The sequence below is a fragment of the Pseudomonas sp. LTR0 genome (assembly GCF_036630035.1).
In the GTDB taxonomy this organism is placed as follows: Bacteria; Pseudomonadota; Gammaproteobacteria; order Pseudomonadales; family Pseudomonadaceae; genus Aquipseudomonas; species Aquipseudomonas putida_Y.
Genome location: NZ_CP123734.1, coordinates 2,482,900 through 2,504,291, shown reverse-complemented (window position 1 = coordinate 2,504,291; position 21,392 = coordinate 2,482,900). Strand labels below are relative to the sequence as shown.

Below are 21,392 nucleotides of genomic sequence, written 5' to 3'. Positions count from 1 at the left end.
TTGTTTTTGTCATGCCCACGCAGGGGCCGCCGGCTGCACGTCACCGACGCAGGCGCGAAAAAGCCCGCCCTGCCCTGAATGGTGAGCAGGGCAGTACGGGTTGAGTAAAACGAAACCGCAGAAGGTGTTACCGGGCTGTCAGCTGGCAGCCCTCTGGCTGGCCGATAGGTCGGCCTTGGGGAAGTTGCCGCCCTGCAGGCCGACCTGCTCGCACACTTTCTCGACGATGTAGGCGCCGATCGGTATGGCCGAGGTAGCGGCTGGTGACGGTGCGTTGCACACGTTGACACTGCGTGCAGTGTTGACGAACAGGAAATCGTCGATCAGCTTGCCGTCGCGCGACACCGCCTGGGCACGCACGCCGGCCGGGTAAGGCGTGAGGTCGGCTTTGGTAATGCTCGGGCAGTACTTCTGCACCTGCTTGAGGTACCCGCCCTTGAACAGCGAGTTCTTCATCTCGATCAGGCCCGGGCGGAAGTTCTTCGCCAGCACCTTGAGGATGCCGGGCGTGGTCAGGGTCTGGAACAGGTCGCTGGGGCTGACATCGGTCTTGCGGTAGCCCTCGCGCTTCATCGCCAGGACGGCGTTGGGGCCTACGGTGACGGTGCCGTCGATCATGCGGGTAAGGTGCACCCCCAGGAAGGGCATCGACGGGTCGGGAATCGGGTAGATCAGGTGGTTGACGATCTGATTGTGCTGCTTGGGCAACAGGTAGTATTCGCCACGGAACGGGCAGATCACGAACTCGGTACGCAGCCCGAGCATGCCCACCACGCGGTCGGCCATCAGCCCCGAGCAGGTCACCAGGAAACGGCTGCGCAGTTCATCACGCTGAGTGCGCACGATCACTTCATTTGCCTGTTCCTGCAGGCCGACCACTTCTGCGCCATAGCGGATTTCGCCACCGGCACGCTGGAACTCTGCGGCCATCGCAGCGGTTACCTGGGCGTAATTGACGATGCCGCTGGACGGTACGAAGATGCCCCCCATACCAACGATGTTGGGCTCACGCTCGCGCAACTCCTCAGCCGACAGCCAGTAGCGCTCCAGGCCATTGGCCGCCGTGCGCTCCCACAGCGCCTTCATGCGCTGCATTTCCAGATCGTTGGTGGCGACCAGCAACTTGCCGCACTCATCGAAGCGGATGCCATGTTGGGTGCAGAAGGCTTTGGTCGCCTTGTTGCCTTCAAGGCAGAAGCGCGCCTTGAGGCTGCCGGGGGTGTAATACACGCCGGCGTGGATCACGCCGCTGTTATGGCCGGTCTGATGGCGGGCCGGGCCAGACTCTTTCTCCAGCAGGAGCATCTTCGCATCCGGGTAGACCTTGATCAGGTGCATGGCCGTGGACATGCCCACAATCCCGCCGCCAATAATGATGAAATCGTACACAGCCTTACCTCACACGCAGGCATTGCCTGGCAGGCTCACCAAGGCCCGCACGGGGCCTGGTGGCATTGTTATGTGCAAAAACGCGTGGGCGGGCGCCCGCCCCGCGCCCTGTCATTATTGCCCGCGCTGGTACAGCGGCTTGGGGAAGGCGACGTAACCACGCTGGCGCATCAGTTCGCGGCGCAGGCCCTCGTGCGGGGTGAAGCGATCGCGGCCATGCAGCCAGAACAGGTTGTTGATCAGCAGGAAACTGCCTACGCCAACCGGCACCGAGACTTTCTTGCCGCTGCCTTCCAGCGACTCGGACAAGGCATTCAGCCAGATACCTTCCTCGTAGTTTTCCGGCTGCACGAACTGGTCAATGTAGCGCATGGTCGGCCGGCCTTCGGCATCGGTGTCGAATACCGAATGGAACACATCTTCGGCAACCTTTTTGCTCGGTGGTGCGGTCCAGCGCATTTCGCGGCGGGCCATCGGGTGACGGAAGAACGCCTCGCACTCCTCCCAGTCGTCCAGGTGCAGCAGCAGCGAGTTGCCCCCTTCCATGTTCTTTTCGTCGATCTTCAGCATCAGCACGTAGTCGGTGATCTGGTTCACGAACGTGCCGTCGTTGTGCAGCTCCATGACCCGGTGCGGCTGGCGCAGGTAGCTGTCGGAGTTGTCGCTGTTGACCACCACGAAGCGCGCATAGAACTGGCCACTCATGGCGTCATAGTTGGAACGGCCGATCAGGTGGGCGCAGGCGGTGGTGAACTTGACCATGTCTTCGGCCTGGCTCACATCATCCAGGCCGATCGGGGTAATCAGCATGCCACCTGTGGCGCGGTCGAGGATGGTGTTGAGCAGCACCGGGCGCAGCGTGCCCTGGCACAGCTCGTCAAGGATCTCGCCTACGCGAAAACGCAGGAACGACTTGTACTCCAATGCCTGCACCGGCCATTGGGCAACGGCCTGCATGAACGCTTCGACGGTTTCCCGGGCAAAGGTCAGTTCCAGCAGGCGCGGCGACTGTTTCGAGGGGGCGATGGTATAGCCCTGCGGTTCGAGTGGCAGCGGCATGACAAGTTCGTCGATCTGCGTAAAAGCGTTCATGGCAATGTCCTGGCTAAAAAAGTAGGTGGCGCCGTCCGGTCATGACCTGGATCAGTGCGGGCGAGGTAAAAATATCGTCACTAGATTAAAATGTCTACATTTTTATGTTTCGGCGACACTGCTTGCTTTTGTCCATTGTTTTTCGTGGGCAGAGGGTTTCGGTATGATCGGCAAAACGTTTTGAGGAACAGGATCTTGGAAGCGCTCGCCCCCCGACAAAACTCAGCATTCAGCGGGTATGAGAGGCTCAAACAGGACATCATCCGCGGGGTGTTCAAGCCCGGTGAAAAATTGCTGATGAGCGCCCTCAAGGAACGCTACGACCTGGGTGTGGGCCCGCTGCGCGAAGCGCTGTCGCAACTGGTGGCCGAGCACCTGGTCAACGCGATCAGCCAGAAAGGCTACCGGGTAGCGCCCATGTCGCTGGATGAGATGAACGACATCTACGACGCCCGCGCCAACCTGGAAGCGATGATCATTGCCCTGGCCATCGAGCGCGGCGACGACGCCTGGGAGGCGTCGGTGCTGGCCCACTCGCATACCCTGGCCAAGGTGGTGGAAGTGAAAACCCGCGAGCAGCGGCTGGATGTGTGGGACGAGCGGCACAAGGCGTTCCATACTGCCATTGCCTCGGGCTGCGGCTCCAAGCACCTGCTGCAGGCACGCACCTACCTGTTCGACCAGGCCGAGCGCTACCGCCACCTGTGGCTGACGCAGACTGTGTTTTCCGAACAGGCGCTGGCACTAAAGCGCCAGGAGCATGCGGCACTGGTCGAGGTGATCCTCGCCCGTGATGCCAAACGCGCCAGTGCCATGATGCGTTCACACCTGATGACACCGGTGCCAATCATCGCGCAGATCATGCATGCCGAAGGCATTGGCGCACGCTAGATGAATTTTTCTTAAATCGCCGGTTGTCTATTCTTTGGCACAATCAAATCTCCATTAGATGCCCGGGAACCAGCATGCCTCGCGTACTGACCATCGAAGACGACGCCGTCACCGGCCAGGAAATCGTCGCCGAACTTACCAGCCACGGCCTGGAGGTGGATTGGGCCGACAATGGCCGTGAAGGCCTGGCCAAGGCCATTGCCGGCGGCTACGACCTGATCACCCTGGACCGTATGCTGCCCGAGGTCGACGGCCTGACCATCGTCACTACCCTGCGCAACCTCAAGATCGCTACGCCGATCCTGATGATCAGCGCCCTCTCCGACGTCGATGAGCGGGTGCGCGGCCTGCGTGCCGGCGGAGACGACTACCTGACCAAGCCGTTCGCCTCCGACGAAATGGCCGCGCGAGTCGAGGTATTGCTGCGCCGCAACAGCGTGCCCATGACCCAGACCCGCTTGCAGGTTGCCGACCTGCAGCTGGACCTGATCAGCCACGAGGCGCGCCGCGGTGACAATACCCTCAACCTGCTGCCCACCGAGTACAAGCTGCTGGAGTACCTGATGCGCCACAGTGGCCAGGTGATCACACGGATGATGATTTTCGAGGAAGTCTGGGGCTATCACTTCGACCCGGGCACCAACCTGATCGACGTGCACATCGGCCGCCTGCGCAAGAAGATCGACTCCCCCGGCCAGTCGCCGCTGATCCGTACGGTACGGGGCTCCGGCTATGCCATTGCTGAACCCGTCTAAGGGCTGGAGCTCCTCTACCAGCCGCCTGCTGGCACTCTACAGCTTTCTGTTCGTGGCCTGGAGCAGCATCCTCATGGGGGTGCTGTATTTCGAAGTGTCCAGCTACCTGAGCAAACTCACCCGTCACTCCATGCTGCAGCGCCAGCACCTGTTCGCACACATGAGCGGCAAGCAGCTGGACGATGCCCTGATTGCCAGCCAGGCCTTCGAGGAGCGCAGCTTTGACGCCTACGGCCTGTTCGACCCCCAGCTCAACCCGATTGGCGGCAGCGTGCGAGCCTTGCCCCCAGAGCTCAGGCTGGACGGCAAGATCCATGAGTTGAAACGCTGCCTGGATGCCGACGATCCTCGCATGCCTCGCGACAGCTGCGACGCAGTGGCAATCAAGGTACAGGATGGCCGGTGGCTGGTGCTGGTGCGTGACAACGGCTCGCTGTTCGTGGTTACCCGAATCATCCTGCACGCCCTGCTCTGGGGCATCTCGCTAACTCTGATACCGGGTTTTGCCGGTTGGTACCTGCTAAGGCGCAGGCCGCTCAAACGTATACGTGCGATCCAGGCCCAGGCCGAACTGATCGTCGCCGGCGACCTGACCCACCGCCTGCCTCTGTCGGCCCGCCGTGACGAGCTGGACATGCTTGCGGCGATCGTCAATGCCATGCTCGACCGTATCGAACGACTGATGCACGAGGTCAAGGGTGTGTGCGACAACATTGCCCATGACCTGCGCACACCGCTGACCCGCCTGCGCGCCCAGCTGTACCGTATTCGCCAGCAAAGCGCCGTGGATTCTGCGCAAGCCGAAGCACTGGACCAGGCCATCGGCGAAACCGACACCTTGATGGCGCGTTTTCGCGGGTTGTTGCGCATCAGCGAGCTGGAAGACCGCCAGCGCCGCGCCGGCTTCGTCCAGCTTGACCCGCATGAACTGCTGGTAGAACTGTACGATTTTTACCTGCCGTTGGCCGAGGATGGCGGCATTCACCTGCAATTGCACCAACCTGCGCAGCTACCGGCACTGCACGGCGACCGCGAACTGCTGTTCGAGGCCTTGGCGAATCTGGTGGGCAACGCGATCAAGTTCACACCCGAGGGGGGTCGTGTGCGCATAAGCGCTACGCTGGATGACAACGGCGTGCACATGGCGATCGAGGATAGCGGGCCTGGAATTCCCGAAGCAGAGCGAACGGCCGTACTGAAACGGTTCTATCGCAGCGATGAAGGCCACCGCCATGCCGGCTTCGGGCTGGGGCTGTCGATCGTGGCGGCGATCGTCGACCTGCATGGGTTCGGGCTGGAGATTGGCGAGAGCGAATTGGGTGGGGCCAGGCTGGTACTGCACTGCCCGCTTGCGGGTCTAGCGAAGTAAAAGCAGGGGCCGCTTTGCGGCCCTTCGCGGACACGCCCGCTCCCACAGGGATAGCGCACACTTGAAATGTCGCGCCAACCTGTGGGAGCGGGCGTGCCCGCGAAGGGCTGCAACGCAGCCCCAGTTACTTCAGTCAGCCAGACGCCAGGTAGTCGTGCCCTTGCTGTCTTCCAGCACTACACCCATGGCGGTCAGCTGATCGCGAATGCGGTCGGACTCGGCCCAGTTCTTGTCCGCACGTGCCTGCAGGCGCGCCTGGATCAAGCCCTCGACTTCAGCCGCATCGACCTTGCCTTCGGCACCGGCACGCAGGAAGTCATCGGCCTCCAGCTGCAGCACACCCAGCACATCCCCCAGTTCACGCAGTCGACCGGCCAGACCGGCAGCCGCTTCCGGGTCGCTGTCACGCAGGCGGTTGATCTCGCGCACCAGGTCGAACAGAACGGCACAGGCTTCGGGGGTGCCGAAGTCGTCGTTCATCGCCACGCTGAAGCGCTCGACAAAGGCTTCGCCACCCTTGGCCGCCACCCGTGGCAGGCCGCGCAGGGCGTGGTAGAAGCGCTCCAGTGCGCCCTTGGCATCCCGCAGGCTGTCTTCCGAGTAGTTGATCGCGCTGCGGTAGTGGCTGGCCACCAGCAGGTAGCGCACCACCTCCGGGTGGTACTTCTCGAGCACGTCGCGGATGGTGAAGAAGTTGTTCAACGACTTGGACATCTTCTCGCCGTTGATACGGATCATGCCGCAATGCATCCAGGCGTTGGCGTACTGCTTGCCAGTGGCCGCCTCGCTCTGGGCAATCTCGTTTTCGTGGTGCGGGAACTCCAGGTCGCTGCCGCCACCGTGAATGTCGAAACTCTCGCCCAGGCAGCAGGTGGACATCACCGAGCACTCGATGTGCCAGCCCGGGCGACCCGGGCCCCATGGCGATTCCCAGCTCGGCTCGCCCGGCTTGACGCCCTTCCACAGTACGAAGTCGAGCGGGTCCTGCTTGGCTTCGTCGACCTCGATGCGTGCACCGATACGCAGGTCTTCGATCTTCTTGCGCGACAGCTTGCCGTAACCGACGAACTTGCCGACGCGGTAGTACACGTCGCCATTGCCTGGCGCGTAGGCGTACCCCTTGTCGATCAGGGTCTGGATCATCGCGTGCATGCCGGCGATATGGTCGGTGGCACGCGGTTCCTGGTCTGGCGGCAGGATGTTCAGGCGGCGTTCGTCTTCGTGCATCGCGTCGATCATGCGAGCAGTCAGGGCGTCGAAACTTTCGCCGTTCTCGTTGGCCCGGTTGATGATCTTGTCATCGATGTCGGTGATGTTGCGCACGTAGGTGAGCTCATAGCCACTCTTGCGCAGCCAGCGGGTGACCAGGTCGAAGGCCACCATGCTGCGGCCATGGCCCAGGTGGCAGTAGTCGTACACGGTCATGCCGCACACGTACATGCGCACCTTGTTGCCATCCAGCGGCTTGAAGGTTTCTTTCGCTTTGCTCAGGGTGTTGTAGATGGTAAGCACGGCGGTTCCTCAGCTGCCCCAGGAGTCACGCAGGGTGACAGTGCGGTTGAACACCGGGCGGCCCGGCTGGCTGTCTTTCAGGTCAGCGCAGAAGTAGCCTTCGCGCTCGAACTGGAAGCGGTCCTCGGGCTGCGCCTGGGCCAGCGACGGCTCGGCACGGCAACCGCTGAGCACTTGCAGCGAAGCAGGGTTGATGTTGTCCAGGAAGCTGCCGCCCTCCTCGGTCTTTTCCGGGTTCGGCGAGCGGAACAGGCGGTCGTACAGGCGCACTTCGCACTCGACGCTGCCCTCGGCCGGCACCCAGTGGATCACGCCCTTGACCTTGCGGCCTTCAGGGTTCTTGCCCAGGGTGTCCGGGTCGTACGAGCAACGCAGTTCGACGATATTGCCGTCTGCGTCCTTGACCGCCTCGTCAGCACGAATCACGTAGCTGCCGCGCAGGCGCACTTCACCGGCCGGTTCCAGGCGCTTGTAGCCCTTGGGCGGTTCTTCCATGAAGTCGTCGCGGTCGATGTACAGCTCGCGGGAAAACGGCAGCACACGCACGCCCATGTCTTCCTTCGGGTGACGTGGCAGCTCAAGCTGCTCGACCTGGCCTTCCGGGTAGTTGGTGATGACCACTTTCAGCGGGCGCAGCACGCACATGGCGCGTGGCGCGGTGCGGTCCAGGTCGTCACGGATGCTGAACTCGAGCATCGACATGTCGACCACACCGTCGGAACGGTTGGTGCCGATCATTTCGCAGAAGTTGCGGATCGAAGCCGGCGTGTAGCCACGGCGACGGAAGCCGGACAGGGTCGACATGCGTGGGTCGTCCCAGGCGTCGACATGCTTCTCGTCCACAAGCTGCTTGAGCTTGCGCTTGGAGGTGATGGTGTAGTTCAGGTTCAGGCGGCTGAACTCGTACTGGCGCGGGTGTGCCGGCACCGGCAGGTTGTCGAGGAACCAGTCGTACAGCGGACGATGCCCTTCGAACTCCAGGGTGCAGATCGAGTGGGTAATGCCCTCGATGGCGTCCGACTGGCCGTGGGTAAAGTCGTAGTTGGGGTAGATGCACCACTTGTCGCCGGTCTGGTGGTGGTGGGCATGGCGAATGCGGTACAGGATAGGGTCGCGCAGGTTCATGTTTGGCGAGGCCATGTCGATCTTGGCCCGCAGCACGCGCTCGCCGTCCTTGAACTCGCCGGCCTTCATGCGGGCGAACAGGTCGAGGTTTTCTTCCACGCTGCGCTCGCGGAACGGGCTGTTCTTGCCCGGCTCCTTGAGGTTGCCGCGGTATTCCTTGGCTTGCTCAGGGGTGAGGTCGCAGACATAGGCCTTGCCACGCTTGATCAACTCGACCGCCCAGTCGTGCAACTGGTCGAAGTAGTCGGAGGCATAGCGCACGTCGCCGCCCCACTCGAAGCCCAGCCATTTGACATCGCTCTGGATGGCGTCGATGTACTCCTGGTCTTCCTTGGCCGGGTTGGTATCGTCGAAACGCAGGTGGCAGACGCCGCCGAACTCCTTGGCCAGGCCGAAGTTGACGCAGATCGACTTGGCGTGGCCGATGTGCAGGTAACCATTGGGCTCCGGCGGGAAACGGGTGACGATGCTGCTGTGCTTGCCCGAGTCCAGGTCGGCCTGGATGATCGGCCGCAGGAAGTTCGCAGGGACAGCGGGGGCGCCTTTGGCAGCGGCGTTGGGCGCGTTGTCGGCAGTGGGCTTGCTCATAGGATCCTTGAATGCGTGTGTCCAGCCTGGGTAGGCCGATTGAATCAAAGGGCCTATCATAGCCGAAGCAGTCAAGCTGCTGACAGCCGCGCCCGGACAAACTGATGTGATTTATCACGGCTTTTTGCCGCAGCCTGGCAAAATGGCCGGTGCGCGCCATGTGTCGCGATCGCCTGATCCTGCGTCTGGTGATAACCCGCGCCCTGCGCACCCTATTTCTGATTGCCTTGAAAGAGCGAGTTTCAGCATGTCCAAAGTCAAACTGACCACCAACCACGGCGACATCGTCCTGCAACTGGACGCCGAGAAAGCGCCGCTGACTACCGAAAACTTCGTTCAGTACGTCAAGGACGGCCACTACAATGGCACCGTATTCCACCGTGTGATCAAAGGCTTCATGATTCAGGGCGGCGGCTTCGAAGCCGGCATGAACCAGAAGAAAACCCGCGCCAGCATCCAGAACGAAGCCGACAACGGCCTGAAGAACAAGAAGTACAGCATCGCCATGGCCCGCACCATGGAGCCGCACTCTGCCTCGGCGCAGTTCTTCATCAACGCCTCCGACAACGACTTCCTCAACCACAGCGGCAAGAACGTGCAAGGCTGGGGCTACGCCGTATTCGGCGAAGTGATCGAAGGCCGTGAAGTGGTCGACGCCATCGAAAAGGTCGCCACCGGTTCCAAAGCTGGCCACCAGGACGTACCGGCAGACGACGTGATCATCGAGAAAGCCGAGATCATTGAGTGATTCTGCTGATCTCTGATCTGCACCTGCAAGAAGAACGCCCGGATATCTCCCGGGCGTTTCTTGATCTGCTCGATGGCCGCGCCCGCCACGCCAAGGCCCTGTACATCCTTGGTGACTTCTTCGAAGCGTGGATTGGCGACGATGCCATGACGCCCTTCCAGCAGTCGATCTGCCAGGCCATGCGCCGGCTGAGCGACAGTGGCACGGCCATCTACCTGATGCATGGCAACCGTGACTTCCTGATTGGCCAGGCCTTTTGCGAAGCTGCGGGCTGCACGCTGTTGAACGACCCCAGCGTGATCGAGCTGGGTGGTGAGCAGGTGCTGCTGATGCATGGCGACACCCTGTGCACCCGCGACCTGGGCTACATGAAGATGCGCCGCCTGCTGCGCAATCCGCTGAGCTTGTGGATCCTGCGCCACCTGCCGCTGTCGGCCCGCTACAAGCTGGCACGCAAGCTGCGCAGCGAAAGCCGCACGCAAGTGCGGATGAAGTCCACCGAAATCGTCGACGTCACGCCAGAAGAAGTACCCAAGGCGATGGCGGCGCATGGCGTGCGCACCCTGGTGCATGGCCATACCCATCGGCCGGCGATTCACAAGCTGGTGGTCGACGGGCAACCGGCACGGCGTATCGTACTGGGCGACTGGGATCGCCGCGGTTGGGCCTTGCAGGTTGACGAACAGGGCTTCCAGCTGGCTCCGTTCGAGTTTTCCTGACATTACAGGGGCTCGCGGGCAAGCCCGCAGGCCCCTGTAGGAGCAGGTTTACCCGCGAATGGGCCGGCGCAGGCTGACGCCTCAGGGCTGGCTGACTACCGCCCCTTTGTCCCGCTCACTGATCACCACTTCCCGATACTCCGGGTCTGCCTTGATCTGCGCCTCGGTAAACGGAATCACCGCCAATTGCTTGGCCGCAAATGCCTTGGTCTGGTCACTGGCATGCGCCGAAGCCTTCTCACTCGACTGGGAAAACGCCAGCAGGCCACGGGCTTCTGGCCCCTTGTCGGTAAAGCTGACCAGTTGCAGGTAGCTGGTGCCACTCACCACCAGCCGCTTGCCCTGCCCATGCGGCACGCTGTAGATCGCGTTGTACACCCCTAGCGCCTGCGGGCCGCCCGGTACCGGCGTGCCATCAAGGGACTGTTGCACCTGTCCCCAACGTGCCTCTCCGGCAACGCCACTTTCACTGACCTGCTTGAGCGACGCCAGTGCTGCCTGATGTACCCGCCTGCTCACTACCGCCTGCTCGACAGCCAGGCCGCGCGGGGTGTGTTGCGGGTCGGCCGGGTTGAATGCCACTCGCCAGCTTTCCGGGTCCTCAGCCAGCGTATTGAAGAGGTTCTGGAAGTGCACGAGGCCCATACCACTGTCGAGGTCGGCCTTGCCGTTCCAGGCGGCCAGGCTGCTGCACACTGGCTGCACCTCTGCACTGGCACCCTTGCACCATTGCAGCAGGTCTGGCAACACCAGGCTGGCCAGGTACACCTCGTCATCGGTGACCATGCGCTGCAATTCATCTACCCCTAGCCGGGCTTTGCCTTGCAGGCGCTGCAGGGCAAAGCGACCACGCATGCCCAGCGGCTGGTCACTGCGGCTGACCAGTGGCGAATAGCCAGTCAGCGGCTGCGCCGGGTTGGCCATCCAGGCCGGGTCGTTGGAGTTCTGCACGAAGTCGTCTCGCTCCAGGCTTGGCAGCAGCCGCGCCGGGAAGATGCCCGGTTGCGCCGCCTGCGCGTCAACTTTCCACTGGCATGCACTGCGCGAGCCATCCAGCACCACCAGCTGCCCTTGCGCCTGCGGGTTGCTGCAAGCATCCAGCAAGTGCTGGTCGACGTAGGGCACCACCGACTGGTTCAGGTACAAGGCCCGCCCCCCTTCGTCCACCGCCAGCGTGTTGACCCATGGGATACCCTGCAACTGCTCGACCGATCCCCTCAATGCCGCCAGGTTGTCGGCTCGGTTGATCTGGTACCACTGCTGCAACACCCGCGAATTCTCAAGGTTGGCGTCTCGCACGCTGTAGGCCGCCCGCGCATCCCAGTCCAGGCGACCTGGCCATTGCACCACCGGGCCGAACTGCGAACTGTAGACCGGCCGCTCAATCTGGCTCAGGCGGCCATCCGCGCCCTTGACCGCAACACGGAGGGTTTGCCGGGCCATCGGCAGCGACTTGCCATCAAGCATATAGCGCGTCGGGTCTTTGGGGTCGAGTTGCAGGCGATAAAGCGTGAAGTGCTTGGAAGTGTCGACGGTGTGCGTCCACGCCAGGTGTTGGTTGAAACCAATGTTGACCACCGGCAGGCCCGGTAGCGCCGCGCCCATCACATCGAGCTGGCCAGGAATGGTCAGTTGCATCTGGTAGAAGCGCATGCCGCCCATCCACGGGAAGTGCGGGTTGGCCAGCAACAGGCCGCGGCCATTGGCTGAACGCTGTGCGCCTACTGCCACTGCATTGCTGCCGCGCTCTGCGGCGAACCGCGCCTGACGCGCCAAAGCGGCGGCAAAGCCCGCTGACGATTGCTGGCTGGTCAGCGTTGGCGGTTGCGCCCCCGCCAACGCCTCGACGAACTGCCCGACACCGCCCTCGGCCAGTAAACGGCGGGTCAGTTTGACCAGATCCTGGCTGCTGATGGGCCGCACCCACTCACCATCGCCACACTCGGCGGGCAGCCCTTGACGACGGCGTTCGGCCAACGCCCGGTTGTAGCCGCTGGCATAACCCGCCAGCAACGCCTGCACCGGCGCGGGTTGCGCCTGCAGGAAGGCATCGACCGCCGCTGAGCTATTGAGCCAGGTGAAGAACAGGTCGCTGGTCAGGTTGTCACGCTGCTCCAGGGTCTTGCCCTTGGCGCCGAAATAGCGTGAGCGCTCGCCGCTTACGGTCAGCACTTCATTGGCGAGCAGGCACAGGTTGTCCTGGGCGTAGGCATAGCCGACGCCATAGCCCAGGCCACGCTCATCCTTGGCCACGATATGCGGTACGCCGTAACGGGTGTAACGGATCTGGGCACTGGCGTCGGCTGGCGCGGGCTGCGCCTGCACACCGACGCTGAAGGCCACCAGGGCAGCGGCCAGGCCGGCGCAAGTCATGGGACGGCAAAATGGAAACACGGGCACTCCTCGGGTTCGGGGGTCATCCCGATCAGACGAATGGCCAGATGAATATTTTACGTATTACAAGGCGATGGAACGTCTTGATGAGAAACAGGCTTTTTTTTCACGAATGGGTTGCAGTTTTTGCGTTCTCATTCGTCCTAGTAAGTGAGCCACCCACATTTCGGGTTCGTCCACGAAAAGGAGCATTCGCATGCACAACCCGCAAACCTCGATCCAGGCCGGGCGCGCGCCAGGCAAAGCGTCCAAGGGACAGGACGTATTTGCTGAAGAACGAATCGGCAACGAACAGATCCGCGAGCTGTTACGCACCTTCGGCCTGCGCACCAGCCTGATCCGCCTCAAGGTTATCGACGCCTTGCACGCCGCCGACCGCAATGGCCGCAGTATTGGCGTGCGCGGGGTGCACGCACAACTGGAACAACTGGATATCCCGCTGTCGTTCCTCAGTGTGCGCGAAGTGCTCAAGCGCCTGTGCACCGAAGGTGTCATACAACTGGGTAGCGACAAATGTTACAGGCTCAACCCCCAGGCGCGCGCCGTACTGGAGCAAACACCCTCGCGCTGAGCGAATGGCCGGCCATGCCTGGCCGGCCCGCGCAGATCAGGGCTTGACCTTGCGCCGCAGAATGCCGTTGATAACCACGACCACCACGGCAATGGCGATGGCCAGCATCTGGAAGGTCTGCTCACTGATCGTGCCCTGCTTCTGCAGGTGGGACAGGCCCAGCATCAGGCCCAGTACCACCAGGATGATCAGAAGTGAATATTTGAGGCGCTGCACATGTGTCATCGAATGTTCCTTGCAACATCAGGGGCAAATGGCTCGCAACGAGCCGCGCAATGATACAACGGTCACCGCCCCCGGCGCTGGATTTCCTGCTGGGTGGGGTGACGTCAGCCTGAAAGCATGGGGCTTCCTAGCACCCACGCCGGAGGCACCATGTACAAACCCCTGTTGTTCGCATCGCTGTTACTGACCCCGCTCTCCCTTCATGCACTGGACACCCAGCAGACGCCGGCCGAACACCTGCTCGAACTGGGCCGCGAGTTGGCCACCCATGCCGGTGCCAGCCAATGGCAACAACTGTGGCAGCGCGTACGCCAGGCCGGCTACCTGCAGCCCGATGCTGCACCGGTACATTTCAGCGTGCCCACTACCCGCTTGCCCGACCTGGCCCGACTGACACTGGCACAGGCCGACCAGGCACAGCCACTGCGTCAGACCCAGGTACTGTACCGCCGCCACTTTGCCGACCAGGTCATCGGCCAGCGCAACGGCCAGCCATTGCACGCGCTGTGCCTGCTGGTCGATTGGCGCACGCTGCCAACGGGCATGCGCGCCACCCCTCAAGCCTATCTGGGTAGCGCCAGCTTGCTGAGCAGCTACCCGTGCGATTGAGGGGTACCGCACCCACTGCGCGTCATTGCGAGTGACCCGACAGGAAACCAGGCGGCACAGACAGATGTCGACGCCATTTCCTACAGCGCCAGATATCGCTGCCTGCAAATCCTGTTCACCGAAACTACAACCCCCAACCCCTATGCCGCCTAGCGACGCGCCTCGGCTGTCGCACAGAATTTGCTCACACCTTCGACATAACGCCGCGGGTGATCGGGTCGCACATCCCATCTACCCCGAAGGAGCGCCATATGCAAAAGCCAGATTTGAGCCAGATCGATATCAGCCAACTGCCCCACTCGCTGCAGGCCCTGATCGACTGTATAGGCATCGAAAACGCCTACCAACTGACCTGCGCCTACGGTGGCAGGCCCAAGTACATCCCCAAGCACCGCGAGCGCACCAAGCTCGCTGACGTGCTGCCGGCCGAAGCGCTCGACGCACTGATCAAGCGCTTTGCCGGGGTCGCCCTGGAGATCCCCAAGGCTGACCACTTTCTGCGTCAGCTGCGCAACCAGCAGATCCAGAAGGAAAGCGCCAACGGTTTGTCCCGCAGCCTGCTGGCCAACAAGTACGGCCTGAGCCTGCGGCAGATCGGCAACATCCGGCGCCAGGAGCTTTGCACGCGCTGACGCCCGAACACCTTGGCTGCTATTTGCGGCTGACTTACCCCACTAGAGTGAGCTTCTCGATATGTCGTTAGATAACAGCCTTATAGGCTCCGTGATCAATGCCCTGCCGATGGACCGCATGATCGCCGGTCCCTTGCAGGCCATGGTCCAGGCGCAGGTAACCGCCAGCAAATCGTACGCCGACTTCCTGATGCAGGTATGCGTTCAGGATGGCAAGGCAGTCGCCATCCAGTTCGACTACGACGAAACCATCGTCGACGAACAGGGCGAATACAAAGGCGTGGTCAGCAAGACCATGAAAGTGCCGCTGATGGCGGCCATTACCCACCCGAACATTTCCATCGAAGAGGGTAATGTAGAGTTCGAGCTGGTTATCAACCAGATGTCGGAAGATGTTTCCAGCAAGGACATGAATGCAGAAGCTACCGGCTCACTGGGATGGGGGCCGTTCAGGCTGAACGTGAAAGGCAGCGTGAGCCACAAATCCACGCAAACCCGCAAAACAGATACCCGCGCCCGCTATGCCTTCAACACGACCCTGAAACGTCAGGAACCGCCCGAAGCGATGATGAGGGTAATCGAGTTCCTCACTGACGCCGCAACCAAGCCAACCGTTGTCCGAACCGCCGAACTGGAATGCCCGGACGAAATCTCCCAGGCGGATACCTTGAAACGACCTGCGCCTGCAAACCTGCCGACCCCGTAAACCGCTGGCGCTTGACCCGATTGCCCCTCCTGCCGGTTTTGGGAGGGGCACACCCTGGCCTGAGGAGTCGAATCGTTGCAAAAGCCCCCCGCCCCCATGACCTCCATTGACCTGCGTGAAATTACCCGTGGCCTGCAAGAAGCCGCCAGTGCCACCAATAGCCTGATTGCCCAGCAGTACATCAACCTGTTTGACCAGTTTTTCGAATGCGACACTGAAGCACTGGGCGCCCCCATGAAAGCCAAGATGGTCGAGGTGGCCATGGATGGGCAGCACATCATGCGCGTCCCCTTGTTTGCGCTGGTGTCACCGAAAGGCCTGGCCCTGGAGCGCATGCAGGTCGACCTGTCGGTAAGGGTCAAAGGCACCGAGGCGCAGCAGGCACTGCTGACCGCAAGCGAGAGCAAGACCGCAAGCTTCAAGGTCACCATTGGCGGCCAAGGCCGTCAGGGCGAAAACCGAGACCCGGACGAAGTGCAGATCCGCATGCAGTTCCAGGCAAGCGAACCGCCAGAGGCTCTGAACCGGTTGATCGAGGAATACACCAACCTGATCGTCCCGGTACGCGCCACCACTCCACCACCCTCACCCGACACCAACGAGTTCATCGAGGCGGCCACCGTCCGTTGATGGCCGCCACGCTGCGGGCTTAGAAGTCGCGTTTGTAGAAGATGTCCAGTGAGCTTGCCAGCCCACTGGCGGCCTCGAGGTAGACCTTCTTGCTTAGCTTGTAGCGCAACGCGATCGTGTTGGCCGGCTCGAACACCCCCACCCCGTAACGAAGGCTCAGCTTCTCGGTGATGTTACCGCTGGCGACCACGCTGGTGCTGTTGCCGGAACCTTCGGTATCCAGTTGAAAGTCGTCAATTCCCAGGCTCGACGCCAGGCTGCCGGTGATGCCGGCGCTCCCGGCAAGGCCCAGGCCCAGCGCTGCCTCGGCGAGCATGTTGTTATCTTCACCGGTATTGCCCAATGGCCGCCCCAATACCAGGTACGAAAGCGCCTGCTCCTGGCTCATGGCCGGCTCCGAGAACACTTTGGTCGTCGGCTGTTCGGCGCTGCCACTCAGGCGGATACCGGCTATCACATCGTCAACCTTGCGGATCGCTTCGATGTCCAGGTACGGCTGGTCGATCGGTCCGGCGAACAGCAGTCGCGCCCGCCGTATGGTGAGGCGCTGGCCGTAGGCACGGTAGCGGCCGTCCGCCAGGCTCAGTTCACCACGGGTATCGAGGTTATCGCCGATGTGCACATGGCCAAGCAGGTTGGCAGTAAGCCCGAAGCCGCTGAATGACAGCTTTTCGCGGCCCACTTCGACATCGATGTCCATGGCCATTGCCATGGGTGGTTTGCCTTCCTCGGTCTGGTGACCGACGATTACCGTGTCATCCGACACCTTGACCGTGGACGGCGGCAGCTCACGCACAGTGATCTTGCCCTTGGGCACCTGCACCTTGCCGGTCACCGCCAGCTTGTCATCGATCAGGCGCAACGTCAGGTCCGGGGCAACTTCCAGTGTGGCGTAGGGCTCGACCGCGACCGGCAGTTGCTGACCTTGCAGACGCACGTCCATGCCCAGTGCCTGCCCCCAGGTGAGGTTGCCGCTCAACTGGCCACGTCCCGCCTCGCCACTGCGCCAATTGCCGTTGAGCTGCACCTGCTCGCCGGCAATCAGCGCCTGCAATGACAGGTCCTGAAGGCTGGCCGGCAGCTCGGCACCACTGACTTCGCCACCGCTGAGCATCAGGTTGCCGTTGACCTGTGGTGCCAGCAAGGTGCCTGAAAGCCGACCACTGCCATTGAGCTGCCCGGCCAGGCGTTCGACCATGGGCACGAACGGACGGGCCACCGACAAGTCCAGCCCGGCCAGGCGGAAATCACCCGACAACGGTTTGTTCTTGCCCAGCGGATCGAGCCGGGCGTTGACGTTCAGCTCACCCAGGCGCTCACCGCGAAACGCCAGGCGCGTATCGATGCGCCGCGGTGCCAGCGTGCTGTCCAGGCGCAGGGCCTGATAAGGGAAATCGATCCAGCGGCCTTTGTCGCGCACGCGCAGGGTGCCGCCACTGGCATCGACAACGACAGTGCCCTTGGGGCCGCTGGCCGGGATGTCCAGGTTGATATCGGCATTGAGCAGGCCTTGCCAGGCAAAGTCCTTCGGCAGCCACTGGGCCAGGCTGCCCAGCGGGAACTGCTTGAGGTGGTAGCGCAGGCGCGGTTCGGGGGCGAGCCGCTGATCATCGCCACACAGGCTTGCCTGGCCGGAGCGCCAGCAGTGGGCCCCGAAGTCGAGCTGGCCGCTGGCCAGCCGCTGCAGACGTGCAGGCGCCTGCAACTGCCAGTCCTGGCCGCCGGCCTGGATTCGGCCACTGGCCAGGCGCCCGCGCCAGTCACCTTTGTTCAACTGGCCATCCAAACCAAGGTCGAGCTTGAGCTGCGGGCCGTCCAGCGCCAGGGTCAAGGCCTGCTGGCGAATGTCGCCTTTGCCGTTGGCCTGCAACGTGCCCAAGGCTGTGTCACCCAGGTGGATACCGGTTGCCTTGAGCTCGAGTACACCGCGCTGGGCGCTGTCCAGGCGCGCATCCAGGTCCAGCTGCTGCAGACGGTTTTCGGCCTGGGCCAAGCGCTGGCCCTGCAGGCTCAGCGTACCTTGCGGGGCCTGCAAGGTGCCGGCGACATCCAGCCGACCCTTGACCCGGCCTTGCAACCTTGGCCACAGCTGGCCCAGGCGCGGCAGGTCGAGGTCGATTCGCCCCGCCAGGCGCTGTTGCAGACTGCCACTGCCGTTGATGCGGTTGTCACCCAGCTGGATAGCCAGTGCGCCCAGGGTCCAGCTCTGCCCTGCCCCTTGGGCCTCGGCCTTGAGCATGGCTGGCTGGCCACGCAGGCGGCCTTTGAGGTCAAGCTGGGCGTCGAGGGTAAGCGCATCGCCTTTCAGTTCGCCTTTGCTGCGCAGTGGCCCCGCCAAGGTACCGGGCAGTTCGGCCAGCCAATAGGCCGGGTCGAGCGCGGACAGCTGCAGGTCGACCTCCCAGGCCAGGGTGTCGGCAAAACGTAAGGCGACACTCCCGGCTGCCTTGCCCTGGCCGGCGGTCAGCGCCAACTGTGGCAGTTTCACCTGGGTGAGGTCACCTTCGAACGGGCTGGTTATGCTGAATGCTCCCGCCGGGCCATCCAGGTCACCCATGAAGGTGCCCTGGTAATTGCCATCGCGATAATGCACTTGGGTATTGAAGCGCTTGAGCGTGACCTCGGGGGGTGTTTCCAGTGGATACAGGCGCAACCACGGGAAGTCCTGCCAGTCCAGCTGCGCATCGGCGCTCAGGCCTTGCTGCCAGTCAGCCGTGGCTTGCAGCTTGACCCGTTGGCTGTCGCTGGCGGTCAGGTCGAGGGCATCGAGCCTGGCCCCTTTACTGTTGACCAGTCCGGACAGGACCAAGGCGATGGGTGACTGCTCGGCCGGCAGGCTGGCCCTGCCAGACAGTTGATAGCCATCGAGCAGATCGCCCTTGGCATCGAGCTCGAGCGCGTTCAATTGCATGGTGTCAGGCAACGCACCAGCCGGTTTGAACGCCTCGGAGCGGATGCTCAAGGTCGCCGGCAGGTGCTCGGCCAATGCCTGCAACTGCCCACTCAATGTGGCATCGAGGTAACCACTGCTGGTGCCGGCGAGTTCCAACGTCTTCTGCAATTGGCCATTGGCCGTCAGCGCCAGTTGCCAGGGTTTTTCGTCTACCGCAGGCAACTGCAACTGCGCCTGCAATTGCACCGGCCAGTCGCCTTCGGGTTGCAGGTCACCCTGCAGGCTCAATTGCAGGTCGTCGCGCAGCAGCCGCAGGCTGTCGATGCGTATCCCGCTGTGGGTCCAGTGCGCAGCCAGTTGCAAGTCGCCAAGCAGGTCACTGCCATCCAGGCGCAACTGCCCGACCTTGACCTCGCCCAGTTCGATGGCCACCGGCAACCGCAGCGTCGGCAATTGCAGCGGACCGCTCTCGGCCGGTTCGGTGCTTGGCGCAAAGGCCATGTCAATGCGGTCTGCCTGCAACCGGTCAATGCACAAGGTAGCGCGCAGCAAACAAGCCGGCGACCAGGCCAGCAACGGCGCTTGTAACTCTACCTTGCTGCCGGCGTCGGCCCAGCTCAGCCGGCTGGCCTGCCAACTGCCCGCCAGGCGCCCCTGGAAGTCGGCCACTTCAAGCCCAGGCACCTTGCCCAGTGCCCAGCGGCTGCCAGCCTGGGTACCCAGCAGCAAGCCGAGCACCAGGCCCACGCTCGCGACGACCCCAAGCAGGCCCAGTGAAATATGTTTGATCACGCGTTTCACAGCTCGGGCCCCATGGAAAAGTGCAGGCGAATGCCCCCTTCGTCATCCAGCGCCTTGGCCAGGTCCAGGCGCAGCGGCCCGACCGGCGATACCCAGCGCACACCAAAGCCGACACCGGTCTTGAGGCTGGGCAGCTCCAGGTCGTTGAACGAGTTGCCTTGGTCGACGAACGTCGCGACCCGCCATTTTTCGGTCAGCGAATACTGGTACTCGACACTGCCTGCCACCAGATAGCGCCCACCAATACGGTCACCGTCGCTGTTCTTCGGCGACAGGGTCTGGTAGTCATAACCGCGCACACTCTGGTCGCCACCCGCGAAGAACCGCAGCGACGGCGGAATGTTGTTCTTGAAGCCATTGGTCGCACTGCCGCCAAACTGTACGCGCCCGAGAAAGCGGTGGTTGTGGCCGAGCGTGGTCAGGCCTTTGAGCAATACGTTGCCGTGTAGCAGGTTGGTGTCGGAAACCAGCCCTTCCTTGGCGACTTGAACATCGAACTGCAGGCGATAGCCGTTGTGCGGATCGATGCGGTTGTCACTGCGCAGGAAGGAATAGCTGACGCCCGGCATCAGCAGGTTGCTCAAACCGGAGTCGTCACCCAGGCGATATTCTTCGCGTTGGTACTTGAGCGAAATCACCCGCTGCCAGCCACTGGGCAGCTTGCTGTGCCACTCGGGGCCGACTGTCAACAGCTTGCTGAGCGAGTCGGTACCGGCAAGCTCCTCATTCTGGTAGCCACCGGCAAAGCGCAGCTTGTCGGTCAGCGGCGGGTCGAGCGGAATGTCGTACCACAGGCCGACGTTCTGGCGCGGTGCCGACAGTTCGGTTTCCCAGCCATAGCTGTGGCCTTGCGGGTTGACCCAGTGGCGGGTCCAGTTGGCCTTGCCACGCGGCCCGACGTCGGTCGAGAAGCCCAGGCCAAGGCCCATGGTGCGAGGTTTACGGGTTTCCAGGTGAACATCCACCGGGATGTCTTCGCCCACAGCAGCAGTGGGCGCCGCATCAACACGCACGCCTTCGAAATAGCCGCTCGATTGCAGGTCGTTGTTCAGTTCTGCGATCAGTTCCGAGTCGTAAGGGGTGCCCGGCTGGAACGAAACCATACGCTGCAGCAGGTCCTCGTCCAGCGGCGTGTCGCCACCGAACGTGACGGCGCCCAGGCGATAACGTGGGCCACTCTGATAGACCAGGTCGATATCGGCCACACCGGCTTGCGGGTCGACGGCCAGGCGCTGGCTACTGAAGCGCCCACTGAAGAAGCCATAGCGCGACGCCTGGTTCTGGATCAACCGCTTGGCATCCTCGTAATGGCCGTGATTGAGTTGTTCACCCGCCCGCAGCGCCTTGCTGTCAGGCACGCGGAAGGCCTTCATCTCGCTGGCTGGGCCCTCGATGCGCACGGTCACGTTACGCAGGCGAATCGGTTCGCCCGGGTTGATGCTGATGATCAGTTGTGGGGGATGGTCTGCGTCGCTGGCGGGCTTGACCTCGGTATCGATCTGCGCCTGATAGTAGCCAAGTGCCTGCGCCGCTTTGCGCGCCTGCTCCTCTGCCCCGCGACTGAAGCGCAAAAGTGCTTCTTCGTCGCGGTCACCCAATGTGCCTATATAGCCTTCGACATTGGCCTTGAGCGCCTTGTTGGCCGGCTTCACCTTCACCAACAACTCGCTCTGGCCCCATGCTGCGAAACTGGCGACCCAGAAAACCAGGCCCCAGGTCAATCTTCCTGAATACGTCATGCGG

Annotated in this window: 18 protein-coding genes; 10 read left to right on the top strand and 8 right to left on the bottom strand. The window is 62.5% G+C overall.

Annotated elements, in window-relative coordinates; genetic code table 11:
* Nucleotides 1-138 precede the first annotated feature (138 nt).
* Both lhgO and glaH read right to left on the bottom strand, forming a co-directional pair.
* Nucleotides 139-1,389 (bottom strand): L-2-hydroxyglutarate oxidase, encoded by a 1,251-nt coding sequence (gene lhgO, locus QCL51_RS11545; RefSeq protein WP_021782396.1) that lies wholly within the window; start codon nucleotides 1,387-1,389, stop codon nucleotides 139-141.
* 114 nt (nucleotides 1,390-1,503) lie between these two features.
* Nucleotides 1,504-2,481 carry a glutarate dioxygenase GlaH gene (gene glaH / locus QCL51_RS11540; RefSeq protein ID WP_021782395.1) on the bottom strand — a complete coding sequence of 326 codons (978 nt, stop codon included), beginning with the start codon at nucleotides 2,479-2,481 and terminating at the stop codon, nucleotides 1,504-1,506.
* A gap of 195 nt (nucleotides 2,482-2,676) precedes the next feature.
* On the opposite strand from glaH, the gene csiR reads away from it, so the two are divergent.
* From csiR to QCL51_RS11525, 3 genes are all read left to right on the top strand, one after another.
* A complete protein-coding gene (csiR, locus tag QCL51_RS11535) occupies nucleotides 2,677-3,372 on the top strand; it encodes a DNA-binding transcriptional regulator CsiR (protein ID WP_021782394.1) in 696 nt (231 codons plus the stop codon).
* Nucleotides 3,373-3,446: 74 nt separating this feature from the next.
* Nucleotides 3,447-4,127, top strand: a complete 681-nt coding sequence (locus QCL51_RS11530; protein WP_003248078.1) for a response regulator transcription factor — start codon at nucleotides 3,447-3,449, stop codon at nucleotides 4,125-4,127.
* Complete coding sequence (locus QCL51_RS11525; RefSeq protein ID WP_274101615.1) at nucleotides 4,105-5,496, top strand: HAMP domain-containing sensor histidine kinase; 1,392 nt, start codon at nucleotides 4,105-4,107, stop codon at nucleotides 5,494-5,496. The genes QCL51_RS11530 and QCL51_RS11525 overlap by 23 nt, the downstream gene beginning before the upstream one ends.
* 129 nt (nucleotides 5,497-5,625) lie before the next feature.
* Here QCL51_RS11525 and cysS read toward each other — a convergent pair whose 3' ends face one another.
* Together cysS and QCL51_RS11515 are read right to left on the bottom strand one after the other, a co-directional pair.
* Nucleotides 5,626-7,008 (bottom strand): cysteine--tRNA ligase, encoded by a 1,383-nt coding sequence (gene cysS / locus QCL51_RS11520; RefSeq protein WP_103444506.1) that lies wholly within the window; start codon nucleotides 7,006-7,008, stop codon nucleotides 5,626-5,628.
* 9 nt (nucleotides 7,009-7,017) lie between these two features.
* Nucleotides 7,018-8,721: a glutamine--tRNA ligase/YqeY domain fusion protein gene (locus tag QCL51_RS11515; RefSeq protein ID WP_021782391.1), complete on the bottom strand. Its 1,704-nt coding sequence runs from the start codon at nucleotides 8,719-8,721 to the stop codon at nucleotides 7,018-7,020.
* A gap of 247 nt (nucleotides 8,722-8,968) precedes the next feature.
* Between QCL51_RS11515 and QCL51_RS11510 the strand changes: the two genes are divergently transcribed.
* Together QCL51_RS11510 and QCL51_RS11505 are read left to right on the top strand one after the other, a co-directional pair.
* Entirely contained in the window at nucleotides 8,969-9,469 is a 501-nt protein-coding gene (locus QCL51_RS11510; protein WP_021782390.1) for a peptidylprolyl isomerase, read from the top strand.
* Nucleotides 9,466-10,188 (top strand): UDP-2,3-diacylglucosamine diphosphatase, encoded by a 723-nt coding sequence (locus QCL51_RS11505; RefSeq protein WP_338444857.1) that lies wholly within the window; start codon nucleotides 9,466-9,468, stop codon nucleotides 10,186-10,188. Before QCL51_RS11510 ends, QCL51_RS11505 begins: the two co-directional genes overlap by 4 nt.
* Before the next feature lie 81 nt (nucleotides 10,189-10,269).
* On the opposite strand, the gene QCL51_RS11500 is transcribed toward QCL51_RS11505, so the two are convergent.
* The gene (locus QCL51_RS11500; RefSeq protein ID WP_338444856.1) at nucleotides 10,270-12,582 is read right to left on the bottom strand and encodes an acylase; all 2,313 of its coding nucleotides are present in this window, start codon (nucleotides 12,580-12,582) and stop codon (nucleotides 10,270-10,272) included.
* A 196-nt stretch (nucleotides 12,583-12,778) separates the two neighbouring features.
* Here QCL51_RS11500 and QCL51_RS11495 point away from each other — a divergent pair, with 196 nt between their 5' ends.
* Nucleotides 12,779-13,153, top strand: coding sequence for a fe2+ zn2+ uptake regulation protein (locus QCL51_RS11495; protein ID WP_021782387.1), 375 nt, complete (start codon nucleotides 12,779-12,781; stop codon nucleotides 13,151-13,153).
* Between the two features lie 36 nt (nucleotides 13,154-13,189).
* Here the strand turns inward: QCL51_RS11495 and QCL51_RS11490 are convergent, their stop codons facing one another.
* Nucleotides 13,190-13,378, bottom strand: a complete 189-nt coding sequence (locus QCL51_RS11490; protein ID WP_003248064.1) for a hypothetical protein — start codon at nucleotides 13,376-13,378, stop codon at nucleotides 13,190-13,192.
* Between the two features lie 150 nt (nucleotides 13,379-13,528).
* On the opposite strand from QCL51_RS11490, the gene QCL51_RS11485 reads away from it, so the two are divergent.
* The 4 genes from QCL51_RS11485 (at nucleotide 13,529) to QCL51_RS11470 (ending at nucleotide 15,955) form a co-directional block, all read left to right on the top strand.
* Nucleotides 13,529-13,987: a hypothetical protein gene (locus tag QCL51_RS11485; RefSeq protein WP_103444508.1), complete on the top strand. Its 459-nt coding sequence runs from the start codon at nucleotides 13,529-13,531 to the stop codon at nucleotides 13,985-13,987.
* Nucleotides 13,988-14,238: 251 nt separating this feature from the next.
* Nucleotides 14,239-14,619, top strand: coding sequence for a Mor transcription activator family protein (locus QCL51_RS11480; protein WP_021782385.1), 381 nt, complete (start codon nucleotides 14,239-14,241; stop codon nucleotides 14,617-14,619).
* 61 nt (nucleotides 14,620-14,680) lie between these two features.
* Nucleotides 14,681-15,325, top strand: coding sequence for a DUF2589 domain-containing protein (locus QCL51_RS11475; RefSeq protein ID WP_021782384.1), 645 nt, complete (start codon nucleotides 14,681-14,683; stop codon nucleotides 15,323-15,325).
* Between the two features lie 75 nt (nucleotides 15,326-15,400).
* A complete protein-coding gene (locus QCL51_RS11470) occupies nucleotides 15,401-15,955 on the top strand; it encodes a DUF2589 domain-containing protein (RefSeq protein ID WP_021782383.1) in 555 nt (184 codons plus the stop codon).
* 19 nt (nucleotides 15,956-15,974) lie between these two features.
* Here QCL51_RS11470 and QCL51_RS11465 read toward each other — a convergent pair whose 3' ends face one another.
* Together QCL51_RS11465 and QCL51_RS11460 are read right to left on the bottom strand one after the other, a co-directional pair.
* Nucleotides 15,975-19,649 carry a translocation/assembly module TamB domain-containing protein gene (locus QCL51_RS11465; RefSeq protein WP_275966975.1) on the bottom strand — a complete coding sequence of 1,225 codons (3,675 nt, stop codon included), beginning with the start codon at nucleotides 19,647-19,649 and terminating at the stop codon, nucleotides 15,975-15,977.
* Nucleotides 19,646-21,388 carry an autotransporter assembly complex family protein gene (locus QCL51_RS11460; RefSeq protein ID WP_031322093.1) on the bottom strand — a complete coding sequence of 581 codons (1,743 nt, stop codon included), beginning with the start codon at nucleotides 21,386-21,388 and terminating at the stop codon, nucleotides 19,646-19,648. Before QCL51_RS11460 ends, QCL51_RS11465 begins: the two co-directional genes overlap by 4 nt.
* Nucleotides 21,389-21,392 lie beyond the last annotated feature (4 nt).

Bases quoted from the DNA above. Each gene is read 5' to 3' on its own strand.
- QCL51_RS11460 (WP_031322093.1), bottom strand. From the start codon at position 21,388: ATGACGTATTCAGGAAGATTGACCTGGGGCCTGGTTTTCTGGGTCGCC.
- QCL51_RS11480 (WP_021782385.1), top strand. From the start codon at position 14,239: ATGCAAAAGCCAGATTTGAGCCAGATCGATATCAGCCAACTGCCCCAC.
- QCL51_RS11515 (WP_021782391.1), bottom strand. From the start codon at position 8,721: ATGAGCAAGCCCACTGCCGACAACGCGCCCAACGCCGCTGCCAAAGGC.
- QCL51_RS11525 (WP_274101615.1), top strand. From the start codon at position 4,105: ATGCCATTGCTGAACCCGTCTAAGGGCTGGAGCTCCTCTACCAGCCGC.
- glaH (WP_021782395.1), bottom strand. From the start codon at position 2,481: ATGAACGCTTTTACGCAGATCGACGAACTTGTCATGCCGCTGCCACTC.
- QCL51_RS11510 (WP_021782390.1), top strand. From the start codon at position 8,969: ATGTCCAAAGTCAAACTGACCACCAACCACGGCGACATCGTCCTGCAA.
- QCL51_RS11495 (WP_021782387.1), top strand. From the start codon at position 12,779: ATGCACAACCCGCAAACCTCGATCCAGGCCGGGCGCGCGCCAGGCAAA.
- QCL51_RS11530 (WP_003248078.1), top strand. From the start codon at position 3,447: ATGCCTCGCGTACTGACCATCGAAGACGACGCCGTCACCGGCCAGGAA.
- QCL51_RS11475 (WP_021782384.1), top strand. From the start codon at position 14,681: ATGTCGTTAGATAACAGCCTTATAGGCTCCGTGATCAATGCCCTGCCG.
- QCL51_RS11485 (WP_103444508.1), top strand. From the start codon at position 13,529: ATGTACAAACCCCTGTTGTTCGCATCGCTGTTACTGACCCCGCTCTCC.
- QCL51_RS11490 (WP_003248064.1), bottom strand. From the start codon at position 13,378: ATGACACATGTGCAGCGCCTCAAATATTCACTTCTGATCATCCTGGTG.